This is a genomic window from Pseudofrankia inefficax, from assembly GCF_000166135.1.
GTDB lineage: Bacteria > Actinomycetota > Actinomycetes > Frankiales > Frankiaceae > Pseudofrankia > Pseudofrankia inefficax.
The window spans coordinates 3,499,233-3,525,690 of sequence record NC_014666.1 but is presented as its reverse complement, the minus strand read 5'-3'; the positions used below and the strand labels follow the sequence as shown (position 1 = coordinate 3,525,690).

The window sequence follows — 26,458 nt, the reverse complement described above, 5'->3', positions numbered from 1 at the left end:
CCCCCTGCGACGTGGCACATGCTGCGTTACACAGTCTAGATCTACAGCGCACCAAAAGACCCGCTCAGCGCGCCGGGTGCCTGGTCGGACAAGTCTGCTCCGCCGGCGGGCGGCCCTTCACGCGAGGGTGACCGGCGACCCGCCGTCGTCAGGTGCCGGTGCCCGGTCGGGGCTCGTCCCACCGGACGGGCATGTGGGTGACACCGCTGACGAAGTTCGACCGGAGCAGCTCGACCGGCCCGTCGAGGCGCAGGTGCGGCATCCTGGTGATGATCTCGGTGAGGATCAGCCGCAGCTCGAGGCGGGCCAGGTTCGCGCCGAGGCAGAAGTGCGGGCCGCCACCGCCGAACGTCACGTGGTCGTTGGGGATGCGGTCGACGTCGAACGTGTGCGGATCGGGGAAGACCTCCTCGTCGCGGTTGGCCGAGGGGTACCACAGCACGACCCAGTCGCCGGCGCGGATCGTCCGGCCGCGTAGCTCGACGTCCCGGGTCGCCGTCCGGCGGAAGTACTGGATCGGGCTGGACCACCGCAGGATCTCCTCGACGGCGCTCGCCATGCGTTCCCTGCTGTGGTCCGCGCGCAGCTTCGCGAGCTGCTCGGGGTTCTCCAGCAGTGCGCGCATCCCGTGCGCGGTCGCGTTGCGGGTCGTCTCGTTGCCCGCGACGATCAGCAGGATGAAGAACATCCCGAACTCGGCGTCGGTCAGGCCGTCCCGCGCGGTGGCGGCCTGGGTCAGCCGGGTGACGATGTCGTCCGCGGGGTGGCGCAGCCGATCCGCGCGCAGGGCCTGCCCGTAGCCGATGAGCCCGGCGGCCGCCCGCATCCCCGCGTCCCGGTCACCGACGTTGGGGTCGTCGATGCCGGTCATGGCGTTTCCCCAGGCGAACATCCTGCGCCGGTCCTGCTCGGGCACGCCGACGAGCTCGCAGATGGCCTGGAGTGGCAGCTCGGCGGCGATGTCGTCGACGAAGTCGGCCCGGCCCCGCGCGATCACGTTGTCCACGATCAGCCGTGCCTTGAGCCTCAGGTGATCCTCCAGCAGGCCCAGGACCCGCGGGGTGAAGCCGCGGCTGACGATGCGGCGGTGCCGGGCATGCCGCTCGGGGCCGAGGCCGGGGAGCATCTCGAGCATCATCGCGCCCTGGAACGGGTCGGCGTCGACGTCGATGAGCGTGAAGCCGCGGGTCACGGTGAAGGTGTCGACGTCACGGTTGGCCAGCTGCACGTCCGCGTGCCTGGTCAGCGACCAGAACCCCTTGCCGTCCGCGTCGACGGTCCAGTGCACCGGGTCCTGGGCGCGCAGCCGAGCGAACACGTCATGTTGCGCCATCGCCTGGAACGTGTCCGGATTCAGGTCGTAGGCCCGGTCGATGGTCACGGCTTGCCTCCCGGTCGCGGAACCGCGCTCGTCGTGGTCACGGTGGTCGGCGGGATGTCGGTCGGCCGAGTGTCGGTCGGCCGAGTGTCGGTCGGCGGGATGAGGCTGGTCAGCACGGCGGCGACGGCGCGCTCGATGGCCGGCCGGTCCACCTGGTCCGGCGCGGCCGCCCGCTCGAGCGCCAGACCGTTGCGCAGGGCGATCATGATGAGCGCGAGCGTGTCGAGATCGACGACGGCTGACGCGCCGAGAGCCTGAATCCGCTCGTCCAGCAGGGCGACGACAGCCTCCTGGTGCGCGCGCCGATGGGGCGCCCAGGCCGCCTGGATCCGGGGATCGCGGCTGGCCTGCGCGGCGAACTCGACCATCAGGCGCTGGCCTCGGTCGTCGCTGACCAGGTAGTCGCCCATGAGCTCGATGCCACGGGCCTGCACCCGGTCCCGGTCGGCGCCGTCGGGGTCGTCGGGGTCGCCGGGGTCGGTCGCCGAGGTGACGCCGCCGTGCACGGCCGCCGCCTGCTCAGCCATGTGCGCGCCGACGAGCTCCGCGAACAGCTGCTGTTTCGACCCGAAGTTCGAGTAGACGGCCCCTTTGGTGAAACCGGCCGCACGCGCGACGTCGTCGAGCCGGCTTTCGCCGTAGCCCCGCTCGGCGAACACGCTCGCCGCCGCCGCGAGCAGGCGCCGCCGAACCTCGGCCCGCGGTAGGCGAGGCATCGGCCCCGCCGGGTCGACCACCGGAGCCGGCCCAACCGACGCGGCTCCCCCTGACCCGGCCGGGTCCGTTCCTGGATCACCCACGCCGCCACCCTACGATACCGACGGGTATCTGATACCGACGGGTACTGAATTGCGGCCCAGGCCGGCGCGGCCGCGCGCGCCGGCGGGCCATCTCTTGACCCAGCCGGACCGGCCGAGCATCCTACGACTGGCCGCATACATACACATTTTGCGATCTTGTATGTTATTTCGTCGATCACCGCGGGAGATCCGATGACGACCTTGCAGGTGCGGCGGGTGCCCTTCGACTTCGACGGTGACGTCCCGTTCCTGTGGAACCCGGAGAACCCCGAGTTCTCGATGAGCGCCAACGCGACGGGCATCATCGCGATCGCGTTCGAGAAGTACATCGTCGCCGCGGTGAAGGAGGCGATCCCGCTGCTCACCGACGCCGGCGTCGCCGCCGAGGCGGACGCGTTCCTGCGCCAGGAGGCGCAGCACGCCCGGGCCCACCGCCAGCACATGCGGGCGCTGACCCGGACCTACCCGGGGCTCCAGGACACCGTCGACGCCGCGATGGCGCTCTACGACGAGCTGCTCGCGTCGAAGCCGCTGAAGTTCCACCTCGCGTACATCGCCGACCTGGAGTCGGCCTTCACCCCGACGTTCAAGCTGTTCCTCGACCACGAGGACCGGCTGTTCGCGCCCGGCGACGACCGGGTCGCGTCGCTGTTCCTGTGGCACTTCACCGAAGAGGTCGAACACCGCAGCTCTGGCCTGCGGATCTACCGGGAGTTCGGTGGCGAGGCCTACCGGCTGCGCGCCCTGCCCTCAGTGCTGCTGCACATCAACCGGCTGCTCAAGGTCATCGCGGCGGGGATCAACGAGCACGTCCCGTTCGAGGACCGGAAGGTCGACGCGCGCGTGCTGGTGCCGGCCGAGGGGGTGCGCGCGAAGCTGCCGTCCCGCCGACGCGGGAACCCCGTCCCGAGCTCGGGCGGTGGACTCGATTTCATCCCCAAGGCCGAACGCCGCGCCGCCGCTCGCCGCGTGCTGCGCGCCCAGCTGCCGGGGCACGACCCCGAGCACCAGCCGCTGCCGGTCTTCGTCGACACCTGGCTGGGCCGCTATGAGGACGGCGCCCCCGTAGCCAGCTGGTACTCCGTCACCAAAACGGCCACCAAAACGGCCACCAAAACGGACTGAGGACAGCGGATGGCCGCCGACTGCAGCCCGGCCTTCGAACAGCTGGCCAGGAGGATCGGGAGCTTCTCCTGCGCCTCGGTCGAACCCGTCGTCCACGTACGCGACCCGTTCGGCCTGGCCAACTGGACCCTTCCCGTCGTCGAGGCCCTGCTGATCGCCGGCGCGGTCCTCGCGCTGGTCCACGCCATCCGGCGCTGGCGCCGCCACGGCGACCCGTCGAACCTGGCGGTCTGGTTCGGGGCGATCGTCTACCTCGCCGTCACCGAACCGACCCTGTTCTTCTCCCGGTCACTCGGCCTGCCCGACACCATGCACGACCTGTTCGCCCACAACGTCTTCACCGTCCAGCTGGTGGACGACCGCATTCCCCTCTACATCGTCGCGCTGTACGCGGCGCTGACGTCGCTGGCCTACGAGATCGTCCGGTCACTCGGTGGCTTCCGCCGCAACGTGGTCCTCGGCGCGATCTGCGTCGGGTTCGTCCACCATCTGTTCTACGAGATCTTCGACCAGCTCGGGCCCCAGCTGCGCTGGTGGATCTGGAACTACGACCTGTCCCTCAACCAGCCGAGACTCGCCTCGGTGCCGATGACCAGCGTGTTCATCTTCGCCGCGCTCGGCCCCGCCGCCCTCACCCTGCTCGTCCGGCTGTTCGTGGGACGCCGGGCCGACCGGGGCGAGCCCGTCGGCGGCTGGAGCCTCACCTGGCGCACGCTCGCGTCGGGCGTGCTCGTCCCGCCGCTGATCGCCGTCGGCAGCCTGCCGTCCTCGGTCGTCGGCGACGACAACAACGGCGCCCAGGCCGTCGTGATGTGGCTGTGCGTCGCGGCCTTCGCGGTGGTCGCCGTGCCCGTCCTCTACCAGCAGTGGCGGGCCACCCGAGCCGACCGGTCCGCCGCGACCCAGGCCGCCGAGCGCCCGTGGTTCGCCGTCGGCTACGGCAGCCTGTTCCTGGTGGTCTTCGTGGTGCTGTGGGCGACCGCGCTGCCCGCCTACCGGTCGGCCACCGGCGGGGTCACCTCCGACGGCACCCCGATCGGGAGCCTGCCCTACGCCATCGGGTGCCTGGTGGCGGCGGCCGTCGTACTGGCCGGGGTGGCGACGGCGTCGTCGCCGGCCTGGGCCCGCCGGCCGTCGGGGGCGGAGATCACCGAACCGGCGCCGCAGGCGAGCTCGGCCTGACCGGCCCGCCCGCCAGGGCCACCGCGGGCCCGATCCAGCGTTCCAGGTAGTCGCGCAGCTCCTGACCGGTGCGGGGCGGGTCCGGCGGGTCGATGGTCATCGACTGGAGCAGGCGCAGCATGAGCTCGATCAGCTCGTCGAGCCGGTGGTCGTCGTAGCCCGCCGCCGCCCAGTCGACCGTCGAGCGCCGGAACAGCTCCTTTCCGAACTCCATCGCCACGGTCGAGGTGACGCCACGGGTGAACACACCGGGGCGGCCGGCCGCGAGCAGCAGGGTGAGGTGCGGGTTGCCGGGCAGCCAGTCGATCGCCGTCGCGAGGGCCTCGACGACCCAGTCCACCGGCCGGGTGACGGCGCGCAGGTGGCGGATGAGGTCGTCGACGAACGACCCGACGGCCGCCTGGCCGACGGCGGCGAACAGCTCGTCGGTGCTGGGGTAGTAGCGGTACACGGTCTGGCGGATGACGCCGAGCTCGGTGGCGACGTCGTGCAGCGTGAACGCGGCGGCGCCGTTGCGGTCGACGCACCGCATCGCCGCCTCGATGATCCGGCTGCGCGCCTCGTGCTCGTCCGCGGGCGGCGAGCCCGCCCAGCCTCGCCGCCTCGCCATGGCCTGGTCCCTCGCGCGTCGAGCCTGCACCCGTTCCGCCGCCAACCTATAGCGGCGCAGCGGATCGCAGGAGATCACCACCGGTTCGTCCCCGCCCGCGCTCCTGGCGACGGGCGGGGTCTCCTGCCCTGGGCCGCGCCCGGTCAGAAAACGCCGATGCCGGCGGCCTCGTTGCGCTCGCGCCATTCCTGGCGGGTCATCCGGGTGGTGTCGACGTCGGTGGCGAGCGAGCGCAGCGCGCCGACGGTGGCCTGCTCCCGCGGGGTGTGCTTGAAGGGGTCCCAGCCGAAGAACCGGGTGGCGTTCCGCCAGGTGATCTTGTGGATCTCGTCGTCCGCGCACCCGGCCTGCTGGAGCTCGTCCCAGGCGAACTCCGGTGACCGCGGCCAGGTGGTGTCGGTGTGCGGGTAGTCGCATTCCCACGCGATGATGTCGACGCCGATCCGGTCACGCAGCCGCAGGCCCGAGGGGTCGGTGATGTAGCAGGCCAGGATGTGGTCGCGGAACACCTCGGAGGGCAGCTTGCCGCCGAAGTCGTCGCCGTCGTGCAGCCAGGCCTGGTTCTCGACGTGGCGGTCGACCCGGTCGAAGTAGAAGGGGATCCACCCGATCCCGCCCTCGGAGAGCGCGACCTTGAGGTCCGGGAACCTGCGCAGGGTCGGGCCGAACAGCAGGTCCTGGGCGGTGATGGCGCTGATCTGGCAGGCGAGCACCATCAGGTGGTCGATGGGGGCCTCGGCCGGCTTCTTGATCACGTCGAAGCCGGCGCCGATGTGCAGCGACAGGACCATGTTCTCGTCGCACAGCGCCTGGAGCATCGGGTCCCAGTGGCCGGACAGGAAGCTCGGGAAGCCCTGGACGTGCGGCGTCTCCAGGAAGCTGATCGACCGGCAGCCCTTCCGCGCGACGCGGTGGACCTCCTTGACGGCGAGCTCGACGTCCCACATCGGGACGATCGCGAGCGGGATGAAGCGCCCGGGGTAGGTGCCGCACCACTCGTCGATCGCCCAGTCGTTGTAGGCCTGGAGCATCACGAGCGCGACGTCCTTGTCCCGCGACTCGGTGAAGGTCCTGGCGTTCCAGCCGGCCATCGTCGGGAAGCACATCGAGGCCAGCACGCCGTTGGCGTCCATGTCCCGGACCCGCTGGTGCACGTCGAAGCAGCCGGGCCGCAGCTCGCTGTAGGTGCCGGCGTTGTAGCCCCACTCCGTCTGGGGCCAGCCGACGGTCGCGGACAGGCCGAAGTGCGTCGTGGTCTTCTCGCCCTGGAAGACCCACTGGTCCAGGCCCTGCTCGTTGCGCTCCACGCGGGGCGCCTCGTCGAGCCACTTCGCCGGGACGTGGTTGCGGTACATGTCCGGCGGCTCGATCATGTGGTCGTCGATGCTGACGAGGATCATGTCCTCCATGCGCATCGGGTCGCTCCTCTCGGGATGGCGGAACCTGGACGGACGGAACCTGGACGGACGGAACCTGCTCGGGAGGCGGAACCTGCTCGGGAGGACGGCTACATCTTTCGAAAATCCCAGCTGACGATCTTCTCCGGGGTCAGGCGCAGCCAGGCGTGCCGCCCGTCGTAGTGCATCTCGTCCCGGCCGGTGTACTTCTGGGCGAACAGGCGCTCGGGGACCTCCAGCTCGGGGTTCGGGGTGTTCGTCCGGGGCGCGTCGCCGACGGTCTCCAGCCGGCCCCGCAGCTCCACCCCGTGCAGCTCGTTGAAGGCGTGGCCGCTGTCGACGAGGACGGAGACGCGCGGGTCGCGGGCGATGTCGGTCCAGCGCTGGCTCTTCACGATCGAGTTGAGCCACAGCGACGTGCCGTCCCAGGCGAACCACAGGGGCGTCAGATGCGGCCCGTTCCCGCCCGAGGTGGCGACCCGGCAGGTGCGTTCCTCCGCCAGGAAGGCATCGACCTCGGGCTGGGTCATGGCTATCTTGCGGCCTCGGCGCTGTTCTTTCATCGCGTGCGGGTTCCTTTCGGAGGTCGGAGGTCGGGCCCGCCGGCGGTCAGGCGACGACGCCGCGGAGCTTGAGATCGATGATCGCCTCGACGTCCAGGCCCAGCTCGCCGAGCACGTCGTCGCCGTGCTCGTTGAACGCCGGCGCGCGCCGCGGCGGCGCCGGCTGCCCGTCGAACTGCACCGGGGCGGCGGCGAGCCGGAACGGCACGCCGTCGGCGGTCCGGCAGTCCTGCACGTAGCCGTTGGCCACCGTCTGCGGGTCCACCGCGGCCTCCAGGGTGTCCTGGACGACGGACCACTGGCCGGTGAAGTCCGCCAGCAGCTCGCGCCACTCGGCGAGCGGGCGCCGCGCGAACACCTCCCGCAGCAGGGCGATGGCCTCGCCGCTGTGCGCGAGCAGGGCGGCGTGGTCGGCGAAGCGCGGGTCGGTGGCCAGCTCGGGCCGGCCGACCGCCGCGCAGGCGGACGGCCAGTAGCGGCCCGCCTGCAGGCAGGTGAACGACAGCCAGCGGCCGTCCCTGGTCTGGTAGTTGCGGCTGAGCGGGTTGGAGCCCTGCTTGTCGAGCGGCGGCGGGGTCCAGGGGACGTCAAGCTGCAGCGACAGCGCGAGTGCCTGGCCCATCGACCACATCGCGGTGCCGAGCAGCGAGACGTCGACCGTGGTCGCCTCGCCGGTGCGCTCCCGGTGGAACAGCGCGCTCGTGATCCCGCCGGCGATGGTCATGGCCCCGATCGAGTCACCGAAGCCGGGAGCCGGCGGCACCGGGACATGGCCGTACTCGGGGCGCATGACCCCGGCGGCCACCCCGGCGCGCGACCAGAACGCCAGCGCGTCGTAGGCGCCGCGGTCGGCCTCGGGCCCGCGCTCGCCCTGGCCCGTGCCACGGACGTAGATGATCCGCGGGTTGTGCGCCCGGATGTCCTCGACGTCGATCCTCAGCTTGGCGCGGACGCTGGGCAGCTTGTTGGTCAGGAAGACGTCGGCCTTCGCGGCGAGCCGGTAGAGGATCTCCTGTCCAGCCTCCGAGGTCAGGTCGAGGCCGAGGCTGCGCTTGCCCCGGTTGGAGTGCTCGAACAGGACGTGCACGTCGTCGGGCACCACCGCGATGCCGGACGACGCGAGGCCGCGCATCGCGTCGCCGCGCTCGACATGTTCGATCTTGACGACGTCGGCACCCCAGTCGGCCAGCAGCGCGGAGGCCGCGGGGACGAAGGTGTGCTCGGCGACCTCCAGCACCAGGACGCCACGCATCACCGCGGTCATGGGCACCTCCTGCCTTGGCGCTACTCCCGCCGCCATATGCAAACGTTGCTCGCCTTTCGGGTCGAAGTATGCGAGCACCGTTCGCATACTGTCAAGGTGGTGTTCGATGGTGAGGTGCAGCAGCGATCACTCGTGGTGTCCGGCGCGACCAGGCCGGCCGGCCCCGGCCAGGACGCGGCCGAGCCCGCCGCCCCCGGCTCCGCCCGCTGGTGGGCCGAACGCGTCGCGGCGGCCCGCAGGCGGCGCCCCCGCGTCGGCGGCCTGTCCACCGAACGTGTCGTGGCGGCCGCGCTGGAGGTCATGCGCTCGGGTGGCGTCGACACGCTGACCGTGCGGGCCGTCGCGGATCACCTCGGCACCAGCAGCGGGTCGCTGTACCGCCACATCGCGAGCCGGGACGAGCTGATCGCGCTGATCGCCGACCACGTCCTCGGGGACATCCGGCTGGTCCGGACCGGGCGGGGCTGGCGCCACGACGTCGAAGGGCTCATGCGGGAGCTGCGCCGGGTCCTGCTCACCCAGCCGCTGCCCGCGTCGACGGGCCGAAACCAGTCGGGGTACGGGCCGAACGCGCTGCGTCTCGTCGACGCCGCCCTCGGCAGGTTCCTGGACGCGGGGCTCGCGCCCAGGCAGGCGGCCTTCGCGGCCAGCACGGTGATCCAGTACGTGGCCGGGGTCGTCGAGATCGAGCGCAGCGCAGCCGGCCGCGGCGCGCACGGAGCGGTCGGCGCCGACGGCTTCGGCCAGCTCGTCGCCGGGCTGCCCGCCGACCAGTTCGCCGCCCTGCGCACGGCGGGCGACGCGTACGTGTCCATGCCGGCCGACGAGGTCTTCTCCTACGGCATGAGCCGCTTCCTCGACGGCATCGCCAGCGAGATCGCCGCCGGCCGGCCGGACGGGTCGAGCCCGGCCACGCGGTAGCGCGGGCGGGCGGGGCCTGGTTAGGGAATGAGGACGCCGCGCAGGATCCGCCCGGCCTCGAGATCGGCGTAGCCCTGGTTCACCTGGTCGAGCGAGTAGGTCTCGGTGACGAGCTCGTCGATCCGCAGGATGCCGGCGCGGTAGAGGTCGAGCAGCCTGGGGATCGCCACCCGGGGGCTCTGCGAGCCGTAGATGCAGCCGCGGATCTGCTTGTTCATCATCGCCAGCATCGTCAGGTTGATGTCGGCCTGGCTCTGGCTGAGCGGCGCGACGGACGTGACGACGCAGATCCCGTCCTTGCGGGTCAGCGTCAGCGCCGGTTCGAGCAGCTCGGAGCGCATGACCGAGAACGTGCAGATCACCGAGTCGCACATGACACCGCCCGTCAGCCGGCGGATCTGGCCGATGGCCTCGTCGAGTGAGGCGAAGGCGTGGGTCGCCCCGAACCGGAGCGCCTGCTCGCGCTTGAACTCGACCGGGTCGACGGCGAAGATCTGCCGCGCGCCGGCGATGCGCGCGCCCTGCACGGCGCTGGCGCCGAGGCCGCCGATTCCCAGGACCGCGACCGTGTCGCCCGGCCTCACCTCGGCCCGGTTGACGGCCGATCCGAACCCGGTCGCGACGCCGCAGGACACCAGCGCGGCGGCGGCCCACGGAATGTCCTGGTCGATCTTGACGACCGAGGCCTCGTTGAGCAGCTGGTACTCGGAGAACGCGCCGATCTGGGAGTAGCGGGCGACCGCCTGGTCGCCGAGGTGGTGGGCGACCCGCCCGTCGCTGATCATGCCGAGGTCGAACAGCCGGGCGCCGAGGTCGCACAGGAAGGCCCGGCCCGACCGGCACGGCTGGCAGTGACCGCAGGACGGGATGAACGACATCGCCACGTGGTCGCCCGGGCGGACGGAGGTGACGCCCGGCCCGACCTCGACGACCTCGCCCGCGCCCTCATGGCCGCAGATCATCGGATAGTGCGGCATCGGCAGGTCGCCGGTGCGGGCGTGCTCATCCGAATGGCACAGGCCGCAGGCTCGGACCGCGACGAGGACCTCCCCCGCGCCCGGGTCGTCGAGCTCCACCGTGTCGATCTTGTAGTCCTGGCCTGGACCGTGTAGCAGCGCCGCTCGCGTGCTGACCATCGGGCACCCGCCTTCCTGGGCTCCACCAGGCACAGCCGCTGCCCGCGGGTGGGCGTCCTGGACGTCCTCCCACCTTAAGATTTAGATGTATTGGAGTCGAGCGGACCGCTCCCGGCCAGGCAGGACCGGAGGCCGAGCTGTCTTCAGCACGGAACGACAGGGAGCTTCCCAGCGGCGAACTGGCCTGGTGTCACTCGCATGATCTGGCGGAAGTCCGCGGCCAGATGGGACTGGTCGTAGTAGCCGGTGTCGCTGGCCAGGCGGGCCTGCGGCTGGCCACCGAGGCGGTCGAGGACCGCGCGAATCCGGTTGAGGCGGACGAGCTGCTTGGGCGGAAGTCCGACGGTCGCCGCGAACAGGTTGCGCAGCTGTCTCTCGCTGACGCCGACCTGGCGGGCTGCCGCGCTGACCGACAGCGGCGCACGGCCGTCGCTGGTCGAGAGCTCGACGGCCGCGGCCCGAACCAGGGTGGCTCGCGCCCGCCCGTCCGGGCCCGCCTGTCTGGCCCGCGAGTCCAGCGTCGCCACCAGGACCGCCGCGGCGCGCGCCGGATCGTCGCCGGCCTCCGCCAGCCGGTCCGCGAGCTGGCCGGCTGACCTGCCCCACAGCTCGTGGAGCGGCAGGACTCGGTCGACGAGGTCGCGCGCCGCGATCCCGAGCACCGTCGGCGCGAAACCGACGGTGAGCCGCACCTGAACGCACAGGGGGATGTCCTTGCTCGGGTGGTAGGCGGCCCGGGTACGGGGCCCGACGACTCGCAGGGCGCCGTGGCCGTCCTCGGCCCGCCGCCACACCAGGGCGGTCGCCGGGTCCGGAACGTGGATCCACGGGCGTGGGTCGAGGTCGCTGGCGTAGGCCGCGACGCTCACCCGCTCGATCCACGGCTCGGCGGCCCCGGACAAGGGCAGCGGCCTGTCGACCCTGACCACAGCCCCAGGCTAGTCGGCGGGGCCGGGGCCTCGCGGCCGGCTCCGTGCCGGAATCTCCTAGAGACCACGGCCCGTCGCCGCCACGATGGTCCCATGATCTTGGTTACTGGTGCGACCGGCACCGTCGGCGGCGAGGTTCTGCGTCTCCTGTCCGCCCGGGGCGCTCGGGTCCGGGCGATGACGCGGGAGCCGGCCCGGCTGCGTCTGTCCGAGGGCGCCCCGATCGAGGGCGTGCGGGCCGATTTCGACCACGTCGACTCGCTGCACCGCGCGATCGCCGGCGTGGACAGCGTCTTCCTCCTGACCATGCCGGGCCCCGGCGGCTCGGTCGCCGAGCGCGACCGGGCCATGATCGGGGCGGCCCGCGCGGGCGGTGTCCGCAAGGTCGTCAAGCTCTCCGCCATCGGCGGGAACGCCGATGACGCCGACGATCTACCCTCGCCCAGGCACCGCGCCGGCGAACAGGCGCTGGCCGCCAGTGGGCTGACCTGGTCCGCGCTGCGGCCCAGCGCGTTCGCCTCGAACACGCTGTCCTGGGCCGCGGCGATTCGAGCCGGCGAGCCGGTTCCCAACCTGACCGGGGAGGGTGCCCAGGGTGTCATCGATCCGCGCGACGTGGCGGCGGTCGCCGTCGAGGCCCTGCTGACCGACGAGCACGACGGAGCGGCCCACACCCTGACCGGCCCCGAGCTCCTCAGCGTTCCCGACCAGGTCGCCCAGCTCGCCACCGAGCTCAGGCGAGCCATCACGACGGTGGATGTGCCCGCACCCGCGGTCCGCCGGCAGCTGGTCAGCGCCGGATTCGATCCCTCCGTCGCGGACTCCGCCGTCGACGGCTACCAGCTCATCCGCGACGGCGGAAACACGGTCGTCACCGACGACGTCGAACGCATCCTCGGCCGCCCAGCCCGCACGTTCCGCGCCTGGGCGCGTGACCATCGCACAGCGTTCGTCGCCGGCGAGGGACACCCGTGAGGCGACCCGAGGTACCGGGACCGCCAGGTCCACGGGACACTCGTTCGATCCAGCAACAGGTCGGCGCACCGAACGCGCGCCCCCAGCGGGACGAGTCCTTGGCGGCTCGGCGGCCAGGGCGCGGCCGGCGGGTCAGTCGAACGGGCCGTCCAGCGCGTCGAGCTCCTCCCACCTGTCGGCGCGGTCGTGGTAATCCTGGGCTTCCTCGTCCAGTCCGGCGCGGCGCAGGAGCGTGCTGATCGCCCGCAGGCGGGCCGGCTCGGCGCGATCGCCGATGTCGCGCAGGAGGGGGAGGGCCTCCTGGACGCGGCCCTTGCTGGCCAGGAACTCGGCGAGCCGCAGCACGTCGTCGGCGTCGCGGCCGACGTCGTCCTCCTGCGCGGCCATCCGCAGGTAGCGCTCGGCGTCCTGGTCGCGTCCCACCGTCCAGGCGGCATTCCCGAGCCGGCGGGCGGCCGCGCGGTTGCCCCGTTCGGCGGCCAGCCGGCAGTAGCGCTCGCCCTCCTGCGGCCGGTCCGCGTCCATGAGCATCGAGCCCAGGCTCAGGGGCGCCTCGACGTGCCCCAGCTCGCAGGCGATCAGGTAGTAGCGCTCGGCCTCGGCCGGGCGCGCCGCGGCGCCCCGCCGACCCGCCTCCAGCAGCCTGCCCAGGTCGTAGGCGGCGTCGCGGTCGCCGTTCTCGGCCGCCTGGCGCAGCACATCCTCGGCCTGCTCAGACCGTTTGGCCAGGCCAAGATAGGTCGCCACCCGGGACGCCGAATACCCCTGTTCGCGGGCGGACTCCGCGGCCCGCCCAAGCCAGGCCAGACGCTCCTGCTCCCGCCCCCGCAGGGCGAACACCAGGCTCAGCTCGAAGGCCGCCGGGACATGGCCTGCCTCTGCGGCCCGCCGCAGATGAGGCACCGCACGGCGCACGTGCCCCTCGTGACGCAGGCTCGAACCCCGCCAATACGCGGCGCTGACCTCGGCGACGCTCAGCTGCCGCCCGCGGCGGGCCTGAGGACGGACGATGCCCTCCAGCCTGGCAAACCAGCGCATCAATCTCCCCGCACACCGACGCAGAGGCCTGAAGCCGCCCCGGACACGCCCGAGCTGTCAACGTTTGCGGGCGACCAGTCCGTAGGTGCTGATCTCGGCGTCGGAGTAGTCGGCCGTCTGCGTGTCCGGACGCCAGCGGTGGACCGGTGTCACGCCCGGGTCGATGATCTCCATCGCGTCCGGGACCAGAGCAGCGACCTGTGCCCGGCCGCGCGCCTGGAACGGGATGCCACGCCCCTGGTAGACCTCGGTGTTGCGGTGGGTGGTCTCCGCCGGCACGAAGTCCGCGGTCGCATGGCTGAGCATGAGGTAGCTACCCGCCGGCAACGCGTCGACGAGCTCACGCACGATCGCGGTCGGGTCGTCGGCGTCCGGGACGAAATGCAGCACCGCGAGCAGGGACAGGCCCACCGGCCGGGACAGGTCCAGGGTGTCGGCGAGCTCCTGGCTGGCCAGGATGTCCACGGGCCGGCGAAGGTCCGCCTCGACATAGGCCGTGGCGCCTTCCGGCGAGCTCGCGAGCAGGGCACGGGCGTGCGCGAGCACGATCGGGTCGTTGTCGGCGTAGACGACACGGGCGCGCGGCGTGACCGACTGGGCGACCTCATGCAGGTTCGGCGAGGTGGGGATACCGGCCCCGACGTCGAGGAACTGTTCGACGCCGGCCTGCGCCAGATGGCGGGTCGCGCGGCTCAGAAAGGCCCGGTTCTGCCGGGCGGTGATCCCCGCGCTCGGGAACGTCGCCAGGACCTGCTCGGCGGCCTCGCGGTCGGCCGGATAGTTCGTCTTGCCGCCCAGGTAGTAGTCGTACATCCGCGCCGAGTGGGGCCGGTCGGTGTGCAGCTCGGTCGGTCGGGACCGTCGCGGGATGACCGTGGCGTCCCGCCCGCCCACCAGAGAGGGCTCGACCACCTCGTGCTCACCATCCGCCAGGCTCACGGCCCCGTCCCCCTCCGCGGCGCGACTCGCCGCCACGGCCGCGCGGCAAGATCTGGACTATTTCTACCAGCCCGCCACCGGACAGCCGACGGCGACGGCCCCGCCCGCGGGGGCCCGGACGCCCGTGGCGACGCTGTCGCCGAGGCGCTCGGCACGACGAGCTCGGTCCGTGCCCTCAGGCGCGACGGAACCGTCAGCCCGTCACGTCAGGACGACGGCCGGACCAATGCCCCGGGATAGGCGTCCTCGACCGGCTGGCTGTCACGGACGATCGCCGCGCCGTTCACCCACACGGCGACGATGCCCTCGGCGCCCGCGATGAGCCGGTCGCCGCCCGCCGGGAGATCCCACACGCGGACCGGGTCCGCGTCACCGACGGTGTCCGGGTCGAAGGCGACGAGGTCGGCGGCGTACCCGGGCCTGATGAGGCCGCGGTCGCCGAGCCCGAAGACCTGGGCCACGTGCCCGGTCAGCCGCCAGACCGCCATCGGGACCGGGGACAGCGCGCTGTGGGGCGTCGGGCGCCGCCCGGCCAGGATCGCCCGGCTGCGGGAGTACATCCTGGCCGTCAACGAGGTCATGCCGCTGGTGCGCGCACCAGCGGCATCGCTCTAGGCCAGACGGCTCCGCAAGTCAGCGCTGGGCCCGGGTGGGGTGTCCGCCCGGGAACGAGACGGCGAAGGTGGCACCGCCGTGCCGGTTGTGCTGCTCGACGAGCGAGACGTCACCGCCGCCGCTGCGGGCCACCCGCCGCGCGAGCGGGAGCCCGAGGCCACTGCCGCCGTTCCCGCTCCAACCGGGGTCGAACAGCGTGTCCAGCCACTGGTCCGGCACTCCCGGGCCGCTGTCGGCCACGAGCAGGGCGACGCTTCGGCCCTCGACGCGCGCGGTGACCCAGACCTGGTCCGAGGCCTCGAGCGCGTTGTTGAGGACCGGCGCGAGCGCGCGGATCGCGAGGGTCTCGGGAACGTCGATGACCAGCGCCGGGGACAGGTCGACGTCCAGCTGACCTCCGGGCAGGGGCAGGTGCTTCAGTTCGCCCGCGAGGTCGCCGAGCCGCGTGCGATCGGTGCGTGGGTCCTGGCCGCCGCGCCGGGCGACGTCCAGCAGCACGTTGATCGTGTTCGACATCGCCGCGGTGGAGTTCTTGATGAGAGCGACGTCCTCACGCGCCTGGTCGTCCAGGTCGGTCCGCAGCGCGAGCAGATCCGCCATGCCGTGGATGGACGTCAACGGTGTTCGAAGCTCGTGGGCGAGCTCCGAGGTCAGGCGCTGCTCGGCGCGGATCGCCGATGCGACCTTGTCGAGCAGGCCGTCCAGCGTGCTGCCGAGGGCACGGATCTCGTTCGTCGGGGCGCCGAGCGAGAACCGGCGTTCCAGATCGTGCTCGCTCCACTCATCGGCTGTTCGGGCCATCTGCTCGACCGGGTTCAGCACTCGCCTGCTGATCCACGCCGCCGATCCCGCGGCCGTGAGCACCAGCAGCGCGCCGGCGACGATGGAGACCACCATCGCCGCCCGCTCGTTGCGCTCGTACGGGGCCAGCGGCTCGGTGATGACGGCCACGCCTCGCAGCCTCGACGGGGTCGTGAACGGCAGCGCCATGATCGCGAAGTGTTCCCCGCCCTCGATCGTTCGCTGCCTCGTCGCGGTCGACAGGTCGGCGAAGTCCTCCTGCATCGACGGCGGTACCGTTCCCGCCACCCGCGCCCCTGACCTGTCGTAGACCGCGACGCCCGGGTCGAGCTGCGCCCGCGGCACCGTGAGGACGCCGTGGGTCGAGGCAGCGCCGATGCCGGTCACCAGGGCGTCCGCGCGATCGTTCAGGACCCGCTCCGTCGTGCTGTTCGCGACCTTGGCCAACGAGAGCTGGACGACGATCACCAGGCCCGCGGCGACGACGCTCGCCAGGACGGCGATGATCGCCACGAGCTGCGCGCGCAGGCTCAGCTCGTCCCGCCACGACGTGGCGAGGCGGGACGCTCTGCTCACCACTGCTCGCCTAGCCGTCCTTCCGCGTCATCGTGAACCCGACCCCCCGCACCGTCTCGATCAGGGTCGGCGAGTCGATCGAGTCGAGTTTGCTTCGCAGGCGGCGGATGAAGGAGTCGACGGTGTTGTCGTTGACGATCGCGCCGTCGGGCCACGCGGCGGCGATCACGCTTCGCCGGCGCACCACCTCGTTGGGCCGGCCGGTCATCGCGGCCAGCATGCGGAACTCCGTCGGGCTCAGCCGCACCTGTCCGGCGGCGGTCCGGGCGGAGTGCGTGATCGGGTCGAGAACCAGACCATTCGCCGCCGTGGCGCCGACCGGGCCGCGGCGGGCTAGGACCTCGAGACGCGCCAGCAGGACCCTGAGGTCGTACGGCTTGGTGACGTAGTCGTCCGCCCCCGCCGCGAAGCCGGCCAGGTGGTCATGGGTCGCGTCGAGCGCGGTCAGGAACAGGACCGGCGCGTGCTGACCCGCGGACTTCAGCGCCTGGACGACATCGCGACCATCGGCGTCGGGCAGGCCGATGTCCACGATGATGACGCTGATGTCCCTGTCCGGACTGAACTGACGGAGCGCCTCCCGGCCGTCGTGCGCGACGACGACCTCGTGCCCGGCCTGCCGCAGCCCCCGAACCAGGACGGTCCGGATGGTGTCCTCGTCCTCGCAGACTCCGACCGTGAGCATTGCGTCCTCCGCCCGTGTCGCGGGAGCCCTCGCGTCCGGCCGACATGGTGACAAACGGAACCTGCAAGCAGCCTGACGGTCAGTATCGGGCCTCGCCGCACCTGTCACATACTGAGACCGATCGAAAACCGTGTGCATTCGGCCAGTCCGAGACCGAGGTCCGGGCGGCCGTCGACTCCCGCCGCGTGTGCGAGACGTGGTTTGTTCAGGACAGTTGCAGGCGAGCCGCGCCAGATTCGCCGCGTGAACCAGGATGCGCTGCCCGGGCCGGACGGAGCGAATCACGCGTTCCCGCCCGATGACGGTTACCGACGGATGGACACGGCCGGCCGGCCGGATGCGGCGCGGATCCGGGGTGCGCTGCGCGTCGTCGCGGCGCTGGGTGCGATCGCGGTCGTCGCCACGGCCTTCCCGAGGCTCATCGGCGCGAGCTGGCCGGAGATCGTCACGGCCGCGGCCAGGGTCCCGGCCTCGGTGGTCGCCCTCCTCGTGTTCACCTGGGCGATCGGGCTCGCCGCGCACACGATCACCCTGACCGCGGCACTCCCGGGACTGAGCCACCGTCGTGCGCTGCTGCTGAGCCTCACGGGCAGCGCGGTGGCGAACGTCCTGCCTCTCGGCGGCGCGGCGGGCATCGCGCTCAACGACCACATGACGCGGCGGTGGGGCTTCTCTCGGGCGGGCTTCGCCTCCTACACCGTGGTCACCAACGTGTGGGACGTCCTCGCCAAGATGCTCCTCCCGCTTCTGCTCGTACCGCTGGTTCTGGGCGGCGGGAATCTGGGCCACCACGCCGGCCGGGTCATCCTCGGCTCGGCCCTGATCGTGACGACGGTGGGCCTGGCGGCGGCACTGCTGCTGTTCAGCCCGGCGCTGCGCCGCGTGTCCGACTGGCTCGAGCACGGTTCGTCGAGGAGCCGCTGGCGGGCGCGGACCTGCCTCGGACTGGCGGCCTGCGAGAGGGTCCGCGTCCAGAGTGCCCGAGTGGCCGTCCATTGCTGGAAGCGGCTCACGACCGGGATGGCGCTCTACACCGGCCTGCTGTTCGCCCTGCTCCTGGTGTGCCTGTGGGCCAGCAAGGCGAACGTCCCGCTCACCTACGCGCTACTGGCCTTCTGCGGCGAGCGCCTGCTCACCCTCGTCGGCGTGACCCCTGGGGCGATCGGGTTCGTCGAGGTCGGACTGGCCGCCTTGCTCATGCTGGCGCCGACCGCCTCCGGGGCAGGCGTCGCGGCGGCCGTGCTGCTGTACCGCCTGCTGACCTTCGCCGTCGAGATCCCCGTCGGAGGAGCGCTGTTGGCGGTCTGGCTCTGGCGCGGCGCCCGCGGCCGTCCGGCGAACGATATGCCAGTCGCGATCGGAGCGGGCGGTTGAGAATCGTCCACGCCACCGACTGCTACCTGCCGAGGCTGGGCGGGATCGAGCTCCACGTCCGGGACCTGGCCCAGCGGCAACGAAGCGACGGCCACCAGGTCACTGTCGCCACCCGGACCCAGCAGCCCACCGAGGCCCTGTGGCCCACCGAGTCTGGCGACTGGGATGAGCCGCACGTCCTGCGCCTGCGCACCCTGGGCAAGGATCGGCTCGAATGGCTCGCGCCTGACGTCGTCCACGTCCATCTGTCCGTGGTGTCGCCCTTCGCCCTTGCTGCCGCCCGTCGCGCCGCGGAGCTCGGGATTCCCACCGTCGTCACGGTCCACTCGCTGTGGAGCGACCTCGCCCGTGTCGCGCCGCTGGTGCGCTCGACCATGGGTGCACACCGATGGCCCGTCGTGTGGACCGCGGTGAGCCGACAGGCGGCCGCGTACGTCGAACGCGTCGTCGCGCGGGACGTCGGCGTCCTCCCGAACGCGGTCGACGTCGGGTTCTGGCGCGGCCGACCTGCCAGCGACCAGCCACGGCTGGCCGCAGGAAACCACCCGCCCACAATCCTCAGTGTCATGAGGCTGACGACGGTCAAACGGACCATTCCGCTGGCCCGGGTGCTCCACCGGGTCTCCGACGAGACCGACATACGAGCGGTCATCGTGGGTGACGGGCCGAAGCGTGCGGCTCTCGAGCGTTACCTTCGGCGGCACGGCCTCGCCGAGCGGGTGCGGCTCGTCGGCGCGTTGGACAGGAATCGGGTGCGTGCGGCTATGGCCACGGCAGCGATCTTCGTCGCACCGGCCCACCGAGAGTCGTTCGGGATCGCGGCACTGGAAGCTCGCACCGCCGGTCTCCCCGTCGTCGCACGGGCGGCGTCCGGCGTCGCGTCCTTCATCTGTGATCGCCGAGAGGGCCTGCTGGCCGACAGCGACCGCGCCCTGGCCCGCCACACCCTCGAGCTGGTGCGGAACGTGGACCTTCGGCGGGAGATCATCGACCACAACCGCGCCGTCCCGCCCGACCTCAGCTGGTCGGCCGCCCTGCGCTCGAACCACGACGCCTACGCCCTCGCGGGAGCCCGGGGAGGATCCCGCTGCCTAGCGGTTCCGACCCGCCGATCCCAGGTGCTCGTGGCGGACCGGTGAGCGAGGACAAGCCCACTTTCACCGTGGTCTCCTTCCATGCCCATCCGGACGACGAGGCGCTGCTCACCGCCGGAACGCTCGCGCGCGCCGCGGCCGACGGTCACCGGGTCGTGATCGTCGTCGCGACCGACGGCGAGGCAGGGCTCTCCCGTGACGACCTTCGAGGAAGTCACCTGGCCGACGCCCGCCGCGCGGAGCTACGTGCCTCCTGCGAGGCTATCGGCGCCACCCGCGTGCACTTCCTCGGCTACCGGGACAGCGGCTACGACCCGCCGGCCGCCTCGTCGGGAGCCAGTCACCCGCGGGCGGACAGCTTTGCCAGCGTCCCTCCCGAGCGGGCTGCCGCACGGCTCGTCGACATCCTGGTCGAGGAGGACGCCGACGTGCTCACGATCTACGACGGGTCCGGTGGGTACGGGCATCCCGACCACGTGCAGGTCCACCGCGCCGGCCTGCTCGCGGCGCGGCTGGCCCGGACGCCTGTCGTACTCGAGGCGACCCTGGACCGCGACGCCCTGACCAGGGCCGTTCGACTGCTGCGCCGAGCCGCGCGAGTCATGCCCCTGCCCACCCTGCCCGACCTGAGCGCGGCCTTCACGCCGCGCGGGGAACTGACCCACCGTGTCGACGTGCGAGCCCAGCTCCCCGCGAAGATCCGCGCGCTCAGGGCACACGCCTCCCAGGCCGAAGGCGGTGACACCATCCGCACGCTCGCCCTGTTGCTGCGCCTTCCGAGGCCGATCCGAGGCCGGGTACTCGGCACCGAGTGGTACCGGGAAGTCGGACGCACGCCCGACGGCGCGCCTCTCGACGACATTTTCGCCACTCTGCGTGCGGAGCAACGAGCCCGCGCGTGAGGTGGTAGCCACCTTCGCCGCCCGGGTACTGCTCTGACGGTCGGCTCAGCTCTGACGGTCGGCTCAGCTCTGACGGTCGGCTCAGCTCTGACGGTCGGCTCAGCTGGGGTTCACGGGCGGCACGACGAGCGGGCCGGGCAGAAACTCTGCGGCCCAGTCGATGGCCGGTCCGAAGGCCGCGGAGAACACGCCCCAGTTGTGCCCACCGGACGCGGTGAGCATGGTCGTCGTCGGGAGAGACGGGGCATAGTGCCGCAGGGTCGCCGTCATCGCGCGCGCCTCGTTCATCGCGAGGATGTCGCCGCCGGACGCGGAGAGGAAGAGCGCCGGCGCGACCGGGGCGCGGTAGCGGACCCACCAGATCGGCGAGTTCTCCCGGCTGGCGAACCTCGACCCCTGGTAAAGGCCTGGCGTTCCCGGGTCCTGGCCGGCGGTGAAGTAGCCCGAGATGCTGGCCGCCGCCGCGTAGCGCTCGGGGTGGTGCAACGCGACGTTCGCGGCACAGAACCCGCCGGTGGAGATACCCAGCGTGGCCCAGGAACGAGACGCGTACACGCGGAAGGTCCTGGTGACGTCGTCGAGGACGTCGACGGACAGGTACGTCTCCCACTGCTCTCCGTGGACGGCGTTGACGCACTCGGAACTGTGGCCGCCGGCGTAGACCTGCGGGATCACCAGGACAACGGGTGGAACCCGGCCGGCCGCGATCTCGGTCTCCAACCGGGCCTGGATGTTCATGATCCGGGGGAAGGTCTCGGGCGCGCCGGGATAGCCGTGGAACAGCTCCACCGCGGCGAACCGGCGCTGCAGGTTGCCCGTGAAATAGGCCGCGGGAAGGTAGAGCAGCCCGTGGTGGGTCAGTCCGCTGCGCGTCCCCGGATAGAGGACGTCGAGCAGGAGCCCGTGACCGTGGCGCCCGGCCCGGAGACCGAGCGCGGCCCAGTCCGACGTCAGCACGGTCACCTGGGGTCCGCCTCCGGGGTAAGCCGGCATGGCGAGGCTACGCGCGCTGGTCGGGCGGCCGAGCAGATCCGAGACCGAGGTGTAGAAGCCGTACGAACGGTTGACCTGCGCCAGCGCGAGGACTCCGCCCAGCATCATGACCAGCAACAGGCTGGCGGCCCGTCCCGGCAGCGCCCACCGACCGGGCCAACGCGGCCACCCCAGATAGGCGCCCACCGCGCACAGCAGCCCGACCACGCCGAGCAGCAGCATGAACGGCCACCCGGTGAGCGCCATCAGCACTCGCCCAGCGCGGGTGGACGACCGCCTTCCGCCATAAGTACTACATTCTACTACAAACGGTCGGCTCGGGCGTTTGCGGCGGGCGTAGCACGACGAAGCTGGAGCATCGGCAGACGGCCGAGTCGCCGTGGGCTCGCCGCCGCTATCCCGCGGTTCGCGGACCGTCGTAGGGGATGCGTTCCTCAGCGGCGTCCCAGATCGCGCGGTCGACAGGGCGTTCGGCCTCTTCGAGCACGTGGCCGACCAGGCCCGCCGCCCGCGCTATGAGGGAGAAGCCCCGCAGCGAGTTCCACGGGAAGCCCGCGTCGAGCAGCACGGCGGCGACGGCACCGGTCGCGTTGACCGTCACATGACGGCCCTTCGCCTTGTCCATCGCGACGCCGATCGCCTCGAGCACCTCGACGTGCACGGCCGCGACGCCGTTCTCGCGGGCGACCGTGAGCAGGCGCGGCGCCCGCGGGTCGTCAGGGCGGTGGATGTGATGGCCGAAGCCGGGGAACGGCAGCCGGGCGGCAAGGTGGCGGGCCACCGCGGCGGTGGCGAAGTCCTCCACCGCTGTCCCCTGGTCGAGCGCGACCGCTCCTTCGCGCAGGAGCCTGCCCGCGTTCTCGGTCGAGCCGAGGAAGTGGCCGCCCGCACCGAGCAGGCCCGCCGCGACGGCGCCCTGCACCGCCTCCGGAGCTGAGCTGTAGATCAGCCGCGCCGTCAGCGAGCTGGGCGTCAGACCGTGCTCCATCAGCGCCACGAGCACCGAGTCGACGACCGCGCGCTGGCCCGGTGTCGGCATCTCACCGCGCAGATGAAGGCAGATCATGCTGGTGAAATCGACGTGACCGATCAGCTCGTCGACGAGATCCTTGCCGCGAACAACGATCTTGTCGGTCGTCGAATAGGCGATGGACTGTGCCGGCATCTCACTGGCTCCTGGTCGCGGTCGGCGCCGGTTTGGCTGGGCGCGCCTCGCTGGGTTCGTCAGCCGGCCGGTCGGTCGGGCTGTCGCTCGTCCTGCCGATCGACATCGGGCTGACATCTGGCTGGGCGGGTTCGACGACGATGGCGTGGCTCGTGCGGCGCCGGCCGATGACCGTCGAGACAAGGACGGCCGCGATGAGCGCCGCGCCGTCGAAGACCGGATTGACCCACGGTTTCGCGCCGATGAGCGTGAAACCGTTGATGCCGACGGCGACGAAGAAGATGCCGAGGATCGTGCCCCAGACGTTGTACGTGCCTGGCCGGATCGTGGTCGCGCCGAGGAAGACCGCCGCGAGCCCCGGGAACAGGTAGGACGGTCCCGCCGTCGGGTCGGCACCGCCCGACCGCGAGGTCAGCAGGATTCCTGCCACCGCCGCGGTCAGGCCTGACAGGACGAAGCTGAGGAACACCAGCCGCTCGACCCGGATGCCCACCAGCCGCGCGGCCCCCTCGCTGGAGCCCACGGCCTCGTACTGCCGACCGAACGGCGTGTGCATGAGGCAGTACCAGAGGATGAGGCCGACGACGAAGAGCAGCCACAGCGGCCGTGGGATGCCCAGCCACTTCAACGAGCCCCAGTTGCCGAGCGAGTCCGGCACTCCGGTGATCGTCGCACCGTCGGAGTACTGGTTGAGAAGGCCCTGCAGCACCGTGAAGCCGCCGAGAGTGACGATCAGCGCGTTCAGCTTCAGACGGGCGACGAGCACACCGTTCACGACGCCGAGCAGCACGCCGATGAGCAGCGCCACCAGCATTCCCACCCAGACCGGCTGACCGTGCCGGACGATCGCCGCCGTGCAGGCCATGTTCGCCACACCAGCGATCGCCGGGATCGACACGTCGAAGTATCCCGCCGTCAGCGGGATGACCATGCCGAGCGCGACGATGCCCGTGACCGACTGGCCAGCGAGGATGTTGTCGATGTTCGCCTTCGAGAGGAAGGCGTCGCGGCTGTCCGGATGGATGGCAAAGATGAGGATCAGCGCCACGAACAGGATCGGGAGTCCGAGCCGCTCGGCCGATCCGAGGACGAGTTGCGCGGTGTTTCCCTTGCGGCTTGCCGTCGTGGCCACCTCAGCCTGCCCTCTGTCGCTTCGTTCCGGTGTATGCGGCTTCGATCAGTGCGTGCGCCGTCAGTTCGTCGGCACCAACCTCGGCGACGACGCGACCCCCGCTCAGCACGATCGCGCGGTCGCAGTTGAGCGCGATCTCCTCGAAATCGGAGGCGACCAGCAGGACGCCCATTCCGGCATCGGTCGCCTGGCGCACGAGCTGATAGATCTCCTGTCGCGCACCCACGTCGACCCCGTGCGTCGGTTCGTCGAGCAGCAGCACAGTCGGGCTCTGGCTCAGCCAGCGGCCCAGGACGACCTTCTGCTGGTTCCCGCCGGACAACACGTTGGCGACGACGCTCTCGCTCGCGGCGCGGACACCGAACGTCGCGATGCGTTCGCGCGCGCCGGCCCGCATCAGGCGGTCGGAGAGCCAGCGACGGGTCGAGTACTCGCTGAGCTTGCAGATGGCCAGGTTGACGTAGACCGCGAGGTCGTAGAACACCGACTCCGATCGGCTCTCGGGCACGAGCCCGATTCCGGCCTTGATCGCGTCTCGTGGATGCGTGAAGTGAACGACCTTGTCCTTCATCCGCACGGTCCCGGACTGGATGGGCAGGTCACCGTAGATGCACCGCAGCAGCTCGGTCCGGCCGGACCCGAGCAGGCCCGCGACTCCCACGACCTCACCGGACCGTACGGTGAGGTTGATCCCGTCGAGCGGATCCGCCTGGACCTCGGTCAGCTCGAGCAGCGTCTCCCCTGGCGCGCGCTGACCCGATCGCGAGGACAGCCGCGAGATCGGCCGGCCCGCGATCAGCTCGGCCAGCTGCGCTTCCGTGAGCGAGGACGTGCTGTAGGTACCGATGCCCTGTCCGTCGCGAAAGACCGTGACCCGGTCGGCGAGATCGAGGACCTCGTCCAGCCGGTGGCTGACGAACAGCGCGGCCCGGCCGTGGGCGACGTAGCGCCGCAACGAGGCGAACAGCAGCGCCACCTCGTGCGCGGGCAGGGCGGCCGTCGGTTCGTCGAGGACGAGCAGGCCCTGCGCGCCTCCTTCGTCCTCGACCTGTAGCGCGCGGGCGATCGCGATCTGTGCCTGCACGGCGCGGGAGGTGTCTCGCAGGACGGTGTCCGGCGTCGTCGGGATCTCGAACCTCTCGATGAGCGCGGCGGCGCGGCGGCGCAGCGCCTTCCATCGAACTCGTCCGCTCCTGCCCTGGGGAAAGCCGAAGCCGAGCGCGAAGTTCTCGGCCACGGTCAGGTCAGGAAACAGGCCGAGGTCCTGGTGGACCACGTAGACGCCGCCGCCGCGCGCCACCTCGGGCGTGCTTCCCGACGCGTCGACCTCGGCGCTGGACGGGTAGCGAATCGTGCCGGCGTCACCGTGCTCGACCCCGGCGACGATCTTGATGAGCGTCGACTTGCCGGACCCGTTGCCGCCGGCCAGCGCGTGGATCTCGCCGCGTGCCACGGTCAGATCGACGTCCCGCAGCGCCCGCACTCCCGGGAACGCCTTGCTGAGACCGCTGACCCGCAGGCACTCCGCGACGCCGTTCGACGGGGCCGGGGCCGGGTCGGCCATTTCCATGCTTCTCACCTGCTGGGCACGCTCCGATCGCCGGAAGAAGAGGCGGTGCTGGCGGTCGGCTCCAGCTGGAGCCGACCGCCAGCACCGGTAGGAATGGGCGCTGGGCGCGCGCCGTCAGTCCCGCCGACTCAGCCGACGCCCCAGAGCTTGTTGTAGGTCGCCTTGACGTCGAACGAGGTCGCCGCCGGCACGCCGTCCGCCGGCAGCCCGTGGTCCTTGTCGACCGTCACGACGCCGACGCCCTCGGCGACTGTCGGCTGGCCGCTCAGGACCCGGTTGACGTTGTCGGCGGTGGCGTAGCCGAGCCAGAGCTGCGACACGACCGAGGTCATCGCGGAGAGCTGACCGCTGCGGACGAGGTCGGCGATGGCCGGCGCCGTCCCCTGCCCGCCGACGAGGAGGATGTCGCGACCGGACTGCTTGACGATCTGCGCGCCGCCGCCGTTGGTGAGCTGCGAGTCGTAGGGCAGATAGACGACGTTGGCGTCCGGGTACTTGGTCAGCATCGCCTGGAGCTGCTGGCCGAACGGCCCGCCCGGGGTCGTCTCGGTCGCCTGGATGGTGAAGTTGCCCACGACCTGGCAGCCCGAGCACTTCGAGATGGTCGTCTGGAAGCCCTCGTTGATGTCCTTGCCCACGACGTTGCCGACGTAGGACATGATGATCTTGGCCTTGCCGCCGGTCTTGTTGATGATGTACGCCGCTCCGGCCTCGCCCCACGAGCCGAAGAAGTCCTTCACGGCGGGCGCGGAGGTCGAGAACTTGGACGGCCCGGCGAACAGCGGGGCATCGGCGCAGTCGTTCGCCTGCCCGGCGATCACGGGAATACCCGCGGCCTTGGCCTCCTTGAGCGACTGCTCGATGAGCGCGCAGTCGATCGACTCGTCGATGATGGCGTCCGGCTTGGCGGCGATGGCCGTGCGCATCGCGACGTTGAAGCCGTCATTCGCGCCGAGCATGCCGTCGGCGATGTGGAAGTTCCAGCCCAGGTCCGCAGCGGCCTGCTGCACGGCGGCGGCGAGCTTCGAGCAGCCCGGGATCGCCTGACCGCAGGACACCAGCCACACGTTCTTGCCCTTGGTGGGCGCCGGGCCGGTGGTCGGGGGCGGGCTGGTGAGCCCCTTGAACAGCTCGTCGAGAGTCGGGACGCCGGCGATCGCCGAGCTTCCCGACCCAGCTAAGGATGACGCCGCTGGGGCCGCGCTCGGGCCTCCGGACGACGCGGTGGCGCCGCCCGAGCTCGAGCCGCAGGCGCTCACGAGGGCGAGCAGCGCCGCCACCCCCAGGGATG

At 71.5% G+C, this 26,458-nt stretch carries 25 protein-coding genes; 7 read left to right on the top strand and 18 right to left on the bottom strand.

What is annotated here, in order from left to right:
• Positions 1-148: 148 nt before the first annotated feature.
• Together FRAEUI1C_RS14515 and FRAEUI1C_RS14510 are read right to left on the bottom strand one after the other, a co-directional pair.
• Positions 149-1,381 (bottom strand): cytochrome P450, encoded by a 1,233-nt coding sequence (locus FRAEUI1C_RS14515; protein WP_013424061.1) that lies wholly within the window; start codon positions 1,379-1,381, stop codon positions 149-151.
• Entirely contained in the window at positions 1,378-2,181 is an 804-nt protein-coding gene (locus FRAEUI1C_RS14510; RefSeq protein WP_157734938.1) for a TetR/AcrR family transcriptional regulator, read from the bottom strand. The genes FRAEUI1C_RS14515 and FRAEUI1C_RS14510 overlap by 4 nt, the downstream gene beginning before the upstream one ends.
• Positions 2,182-2,373: 192 nt before the next feature.
• Here FRAEUI1C_RS14510 and FRAEUI1C_RS14505 point away from each other — a divergent pair, with 192 nt between their 5' ends.
• Positions 2,374-3,306, top strand: coding sequence for a metal-dependent hydrolase (locus FRAEUI1C_RS14505; protein ID WP_013424059.1), 933 nt, complete (start codon positions 2,374-2,376; stop codon positions 3,304-3,306).
• A gap of 9 nt (positions 3,307-3,315) precedes the next feature.
• The gene (locus FRAEUI1C_RS14500) at positions 3,316-4,488 is read left to right on the top strand and encodes a DUF7802 domain-containing protein (RefSeq protein WP_013424058.1); all 1,173 of its coding nucleotides are present in this window, start codon (positions 3,316-3,318) and stop codon (positions 4,486-4,488) included.
• Here the strand turns inward: FRAEUI1C_RS14500 and FRAEUI1C_RS14495 are convergent.
• The 4 genes from FRAEUI1C_RS14495 to FRAEUI1C_RS14480 form a co-directional block, all read right to left on the bottom strand.
• Positions 4,454-5,098, bottom strand: a complete 645-nt coding sequence (locus FRAEUI1C_RS14495) for a TetR/AcrR family transcriptional regulator (protein WP_013424057.1) — start codon at positions 5,096-5,098, stop codon at positions 4,454-4,456. The genes FRAEUI1C_RS14500 and FRAEUI1C_RS14495 overlap by 35 nt on opposite strands.
• 143 nt (positions 5,099-5,241) lie before the next feature.
• Positions 5,242-6,513, bottom strand: coding sequence for an amidohydrolase family protein (locus FRAEUI1C_RS14490; RefSeq protein WP_013424056.1), 1,272 nt, complete (start codon positions 6,511-6,513; stop codon positions 5,242-5,244).
• Between the two features lie 92 nt (positions 6,514-6,605).
• Positions 6,606-7,058 (bottom strand): pyridoxamine 5'-phosphate oxidase family protein, encoded by a 453-nt coding sequence (locus FRAEUI1C_RS14485; RefSeq protein WP_013424055.1) that lies wholly within the window; start codon positions 7,056-7,058, stop codon positions 6,606-6,608.
• 46 nt (positions 7,059-7,104) lie between these two features.
• Complete coding sequence (locus FRAEUI1C_RS14480) at positions 7,105-8,322, bottom strand: CaiB/BaiF CoA transferase family protein (RefSeq protein ID WP_013424054.1); 1,218 nt, start codon at positions 8,320-8,322, stop codon at positions 7,105-7,107.
• A 96-nt stretch (positions 8,323-8,418) separates the two neighbouring features.
• Here FRAEUI1C_RS14480 and FRAEUI1C_RS14475 point away from each other — a divergent pair, with 96 nt between their 5' ends.
• Positions 8,419-9,243: a TetR/AcrR family transcriptional regulator gene (locus tag FRAEUI1C_RS14475; RefSeq protein ID WP_041259324.1), complete on the top strand. Its 825-nt coding sequence runs from the start codon at positions 8,419-8,421 to the stop codon at positions 9,241-9,243.
• Positions 9,244-9,263: 20 nt separating this feature from the next.
• Here the strand turns inward: FRAEUI1C_RS14475 and FRAEUI1C_RS14470 are convergent, their stop codons facing one another.
• Positions 9,264-10,379, bottom strand: coding sequence for an NDMA-dependent alcohol dehydrogenase (locus FRAEUI1C_RS14470; RefSeq protein WP_013424052.1), 1,116 nt, complete (start codon positions 10,377-10,379; stop codon positions 9,264-9,266).
• Positions 10,380-10,522: 143 nt separating this feature from the next.
• On the bottom strand, positions 10,523-11,308 hold the full coding sequence (locus tag FRAEUI1C_RS14465) for a helix-turn-helix domain-containing protein (protein ID WP_013424051.1): 786 nt from the start codon (positions 11,306-11,308) through the stop codon (positions 10,523-10,525).
• A gap of 93 nt (positions 11,309-11,401) precedes the next feature.
• Between FRAEUI1C_RS14465 and FRAEUI1C_RS14460 the strand changes: the two genes are divergently transcribed.
• Positions 11,402-12,283, top strand: a complete 882-nt coding sequence (locus FRAEUI1C_RS14460) for an NAD(P)H-binding protein (protein ID WP_013424050.1) — start codon at positions 11,402-11,404, stop codon at positions 12,281-12,283.
• A 132-nt stretch (positions 12,284-12,415) separates the two neighbouring features.
• Here FRAEUI1C_RS14460 and FRAEUI1C_RS14455 read toward each other — a convergent pair whose 3' ends face one another.
• The 5 genes from FRAEUI1C_RS14455 to FRAEUI1C_RS14435 form a co-directional block, all read right to left on the bottom strand.
• Positions 12,416-13,321, bottom strand: coding sequence for an SEL1-like repeat protein (locus FRAEUI1C_RS14455; protein WP_013424049.1), 906 nt, complete (start codon positions 13,319-13,321; stop codon positions 12,416-12,418).
• Between the two features lie 57 nt (positions 13,322-13,378).
• Complete coding sequence (locus tag FRAEUI1C_RS14450) at positions 13,379-14,260, bottom strand: SAM-dependent methyltransferase (protein WP_013424048.1); 882 nt, start codon at positions 14,258-14,260, stop codon at positions 13,379-13,381.
• A 206-nt stretch (positions 14,261-14,466) separates the two neighbouring features.
• On the bottom strand, positions 14,467-14,841 hold the full coding sequence (locus FRAEUI1C_RS14445) for an amidohydrolase family protein (RefSeq protein WP_157734937.1): 375 nt from the start codon (positions 14,839-14,841) through the stop codon (positions 14,467-14,469).
• 52 nt (positions 14,842-14,893) lie between these two features.
• A complete protein-coding gene (locus FRAEUI1C_RS14440; RefSeq protein ID WP_232425427.1) occupies positions 14,894-16,252 on the bottom strand; it encodes a sensor histidine kinase in 1,359 nt (452 codons plus the stop codon).
• Positions 16,253-16,262: 10 nt separating this feature from the next.
• Positions 16,263-16,937 (bottom strand): response regulator transcription factor, encoded by a 675-nt coding sequence (locus FRAEUI1C_RS14435; RefSeq protein ID WP_013424046.1) that lies wholly within the window; start codon positions 16,935-16,937, stop codon positions 16,263-16,265.
• Between the two features lie 243 nt (positions 16,938-17,180).
• Here FRAEUI1C_RS14435 and FRAEUI1C_RS14430 point away from each other — a divergent pair, with 243 nt between their 5' ends.
• Genes FRAEUI1C_RS14430 through FRAEUI1C_RS14420 form a run of 3 tightly spaced genes read left to right on the top strand, consistent with a single transcriptional unit; the run spans position 17,181 to position 20,307 of the window.
• Positions 17,181-18,311 carry a lysylphosphatidylglycerol synthase domain-containing protein gene (locus FRAEUI1C_RS14430; RefSeq protein WP_013424045.1) on the top strand — a complete coding sequence of 377 codons (1,131 nt, stop codon included), beginning with the start codon at positions 17,181-17,183 and terminating at the stop codon, positions 18,309-18,311.
• A complete protein-coding gene (locus FRAEUI1C_RS14425) occupies positions 18,308-19,450 on the top strand; it encodes a glycosyltransferase family 4 protein (RefSeq protein WP_013424044.1) in 1,143 nt (380 codons plus the stop codon). Before FRAEUI1C_RS14430 ends, FRAEUI1C_RS14425 begins: the two co-directional genes overlap by 4 nt.
• Positions 19,447-20,307, top strand: coding sequence for a PIG-L deacetylase family protein (locus FRAEUI1C_RS14420; protein WP_013424043.1), 861 nt, complete (start codon positions 19,447-19,449; stop codon positions 20,305-20,307). Before FRAEUI1C_RS14425 ends, FRAEUI1C_RS14420 begins: the two co-directional genes overlap by 4 nt.
• Before the next feature lie 99 nt (positions 20,308-20,406).
• Here the strand turns inward: FRAEUI1C_RS14420 and FRAEUI1C_RS36290 are convergent, their stop codons facing one another.
• The 5 genes from FRAEUI1C_RS36290 to FRAEUI1C_RS14395 all read right to left on the bottom strand — a co-directional run bounded on the left by FRAEUI1C_RS36290 (position 20,407) and on the right by FRAEUI1C_RS14395 (position 26,447).
• Complete coding sequence (locus tag FRAEUI1C_RS36290; RefSeq protein WP_013424042.1) at positions 20,407-21,546, bottom strand: alpha/beta hydrolase; 1,140 nt, start codon at positions 21,544-21,546, stop codon at positions 20,407-20,409.
• Between the two features lie 148 nt (positions 21,547-21,694).
• A complete protein-coding gene (locus tag FRAEUI1C_RS14410; RefSeq protein ID WP_438270020.1) occupies positions 21,695-22,582 on the bottom strand; it encodes a citryl-CoA lyase in 888 nt (295 codons plus the stop codon).
• Complete coding sequence (locus FRAEUI1C_RS14405) at positions 22,467-23,597, bottom strand: ABC transporter permease (RefSeq protein ID WP_013424040.1); 1,131 nt, start codon at positions 23,595-23,597, stop codon at positions 22,467-22,469. Before FRAEUI1C_RS14405 ends, FRAEUI1C_RS14410 begins: the two co-directional genes overlap by 116 nt.
• Position 23,598: 1 nt before the next feature.
• Complete coding sequence (locus tag FRAEUI1C_RS14400; RefSeq protein ID WP_013424039.1) at positions 23,599-25,167, bottom strand: sugar ABC transporter ATP-binding protein; 1,569 nt, start codon at positions 25,165-25,167, stop codon at positions 23,599-23,601.
• Between the two features lie 128 nt (positions 25,168-25,295).
• Entirely contained in the window at positions 25,296-26,447 is a 1,152-nt protein-coding gene (locus tag FRAEUI1C_RS14395) for a sugar ABC transporter substrate-binding protein (protein WP_013424038.1), read from the bottom strand.
• Positions 26,448-26,458 lie beyond the last annotated feature (11 nt).

Bases quoted from the DNA above. Each gene is read 5' to 3' on its own strand.
- FRAEUI1C_RS14500 (WP_013424058.1), top strand. From the start codon at position 3,316: ATGGCCGCCGACTGCAGCCCGGCCTTCGAACAGCTGGCCAGGAGGATC.
- FRAEUI1C_RS14470 (WP_013424052.1), bottom strand. From the start codon at position 10,379: ATGGTCAGCACGCGAGCGGCGCTGCTACACGGTCCAGGCCAGGACTAC.
- FRAEUI1C_RS14490 (WP_013424056.1), bottom strand. From the start codon at position 6,513: ATGCGCATGGAGGACATGATCCTCGTCAGCATCGACGACCACATGATC.
- FRAEUI1C_RS14495 (WP_013424057.1), bottom strand. From the start codon at position 5,098: ATGGCGAGGCGGCGAGGCTGGGCGGGCTCGCCGCCCGCGGACGAGCAC.
- FRAEUI1C_RS14485 (WP_013424055.1), bottom strand. From the start codon at position 7,058: ATGAAAGAACAGCGCCGAGGCCGCAAGATAGCCATGACCCAGCCCGAG.
- FRAEUI1C_RS36290 (WP_013424042.1), bottom strand. From the start codon at position 21,546: ATGGCGCTCACCGGGTGGCCGTTCATGCTGCTGCTCGGCGTGGTCGGG.
- FRAEUI1C_RS14400 (WP_013424039.1), bottom strand. From the start codon at position 25,167: ATGGAAATGGCCGACCCGGCCCCGGCCCCGTCGAACGGCGTCGCGGAG.
- FRAEUI1C_RS14460 (WP_013424050.1), top strand. From the start codon at position 11,402: ATGATCTTGGTTACTGGTGCGACCGGCACCGTCGGCGGCGAGGTTCTG.
- FRAEUI1C_RS14435 (WP_013424046.1), bottom strand. From the start codon at position 16,937: ATGCTCACGGTCGGAGTCTGCGAGGACGAGGACACCATCCGGACCGTC.
- FRAEUI1C_RS14445 (WP_157734937.1), bottom strand. From the start codon at position 14,841: ATGACCTCGTTGACGGCCAGGATGTACTCCCGCAGCCGGGCGATCCTG.
- FRAEUI1C_RS14455 (WP_013424049.1), bottom strand. From the start codon at position 13,321: ATGCGCTGGTTTGCCAGGCTGGAGGGCATCGTCCGTCCTCAGGCCCGC.
- FRAEUI1C_RS14480 (WP_013424054.1), bottom strand. From the start codon at position 8,322: ATGACCGCGGTGATGCGTGGCGTCCTGGTGCTGGAGGTCGCCGAGCAC.
- FRAEUI1C_RS14410 (WP_438270020.1), bottom strand. From the start codon at position 22,582: ATGTCAGCCCGATGTCGATCGGCAGGACGAGCGACAGCCCGACCGACC.
- FRAEUI1C_RS14505 (WP_013424059.1), top strand. From the start codon at position 2,374: ATGACGACCTTGCAGGTGCGGCGGGTGCCCTTCGACTTCGACGGTGAC.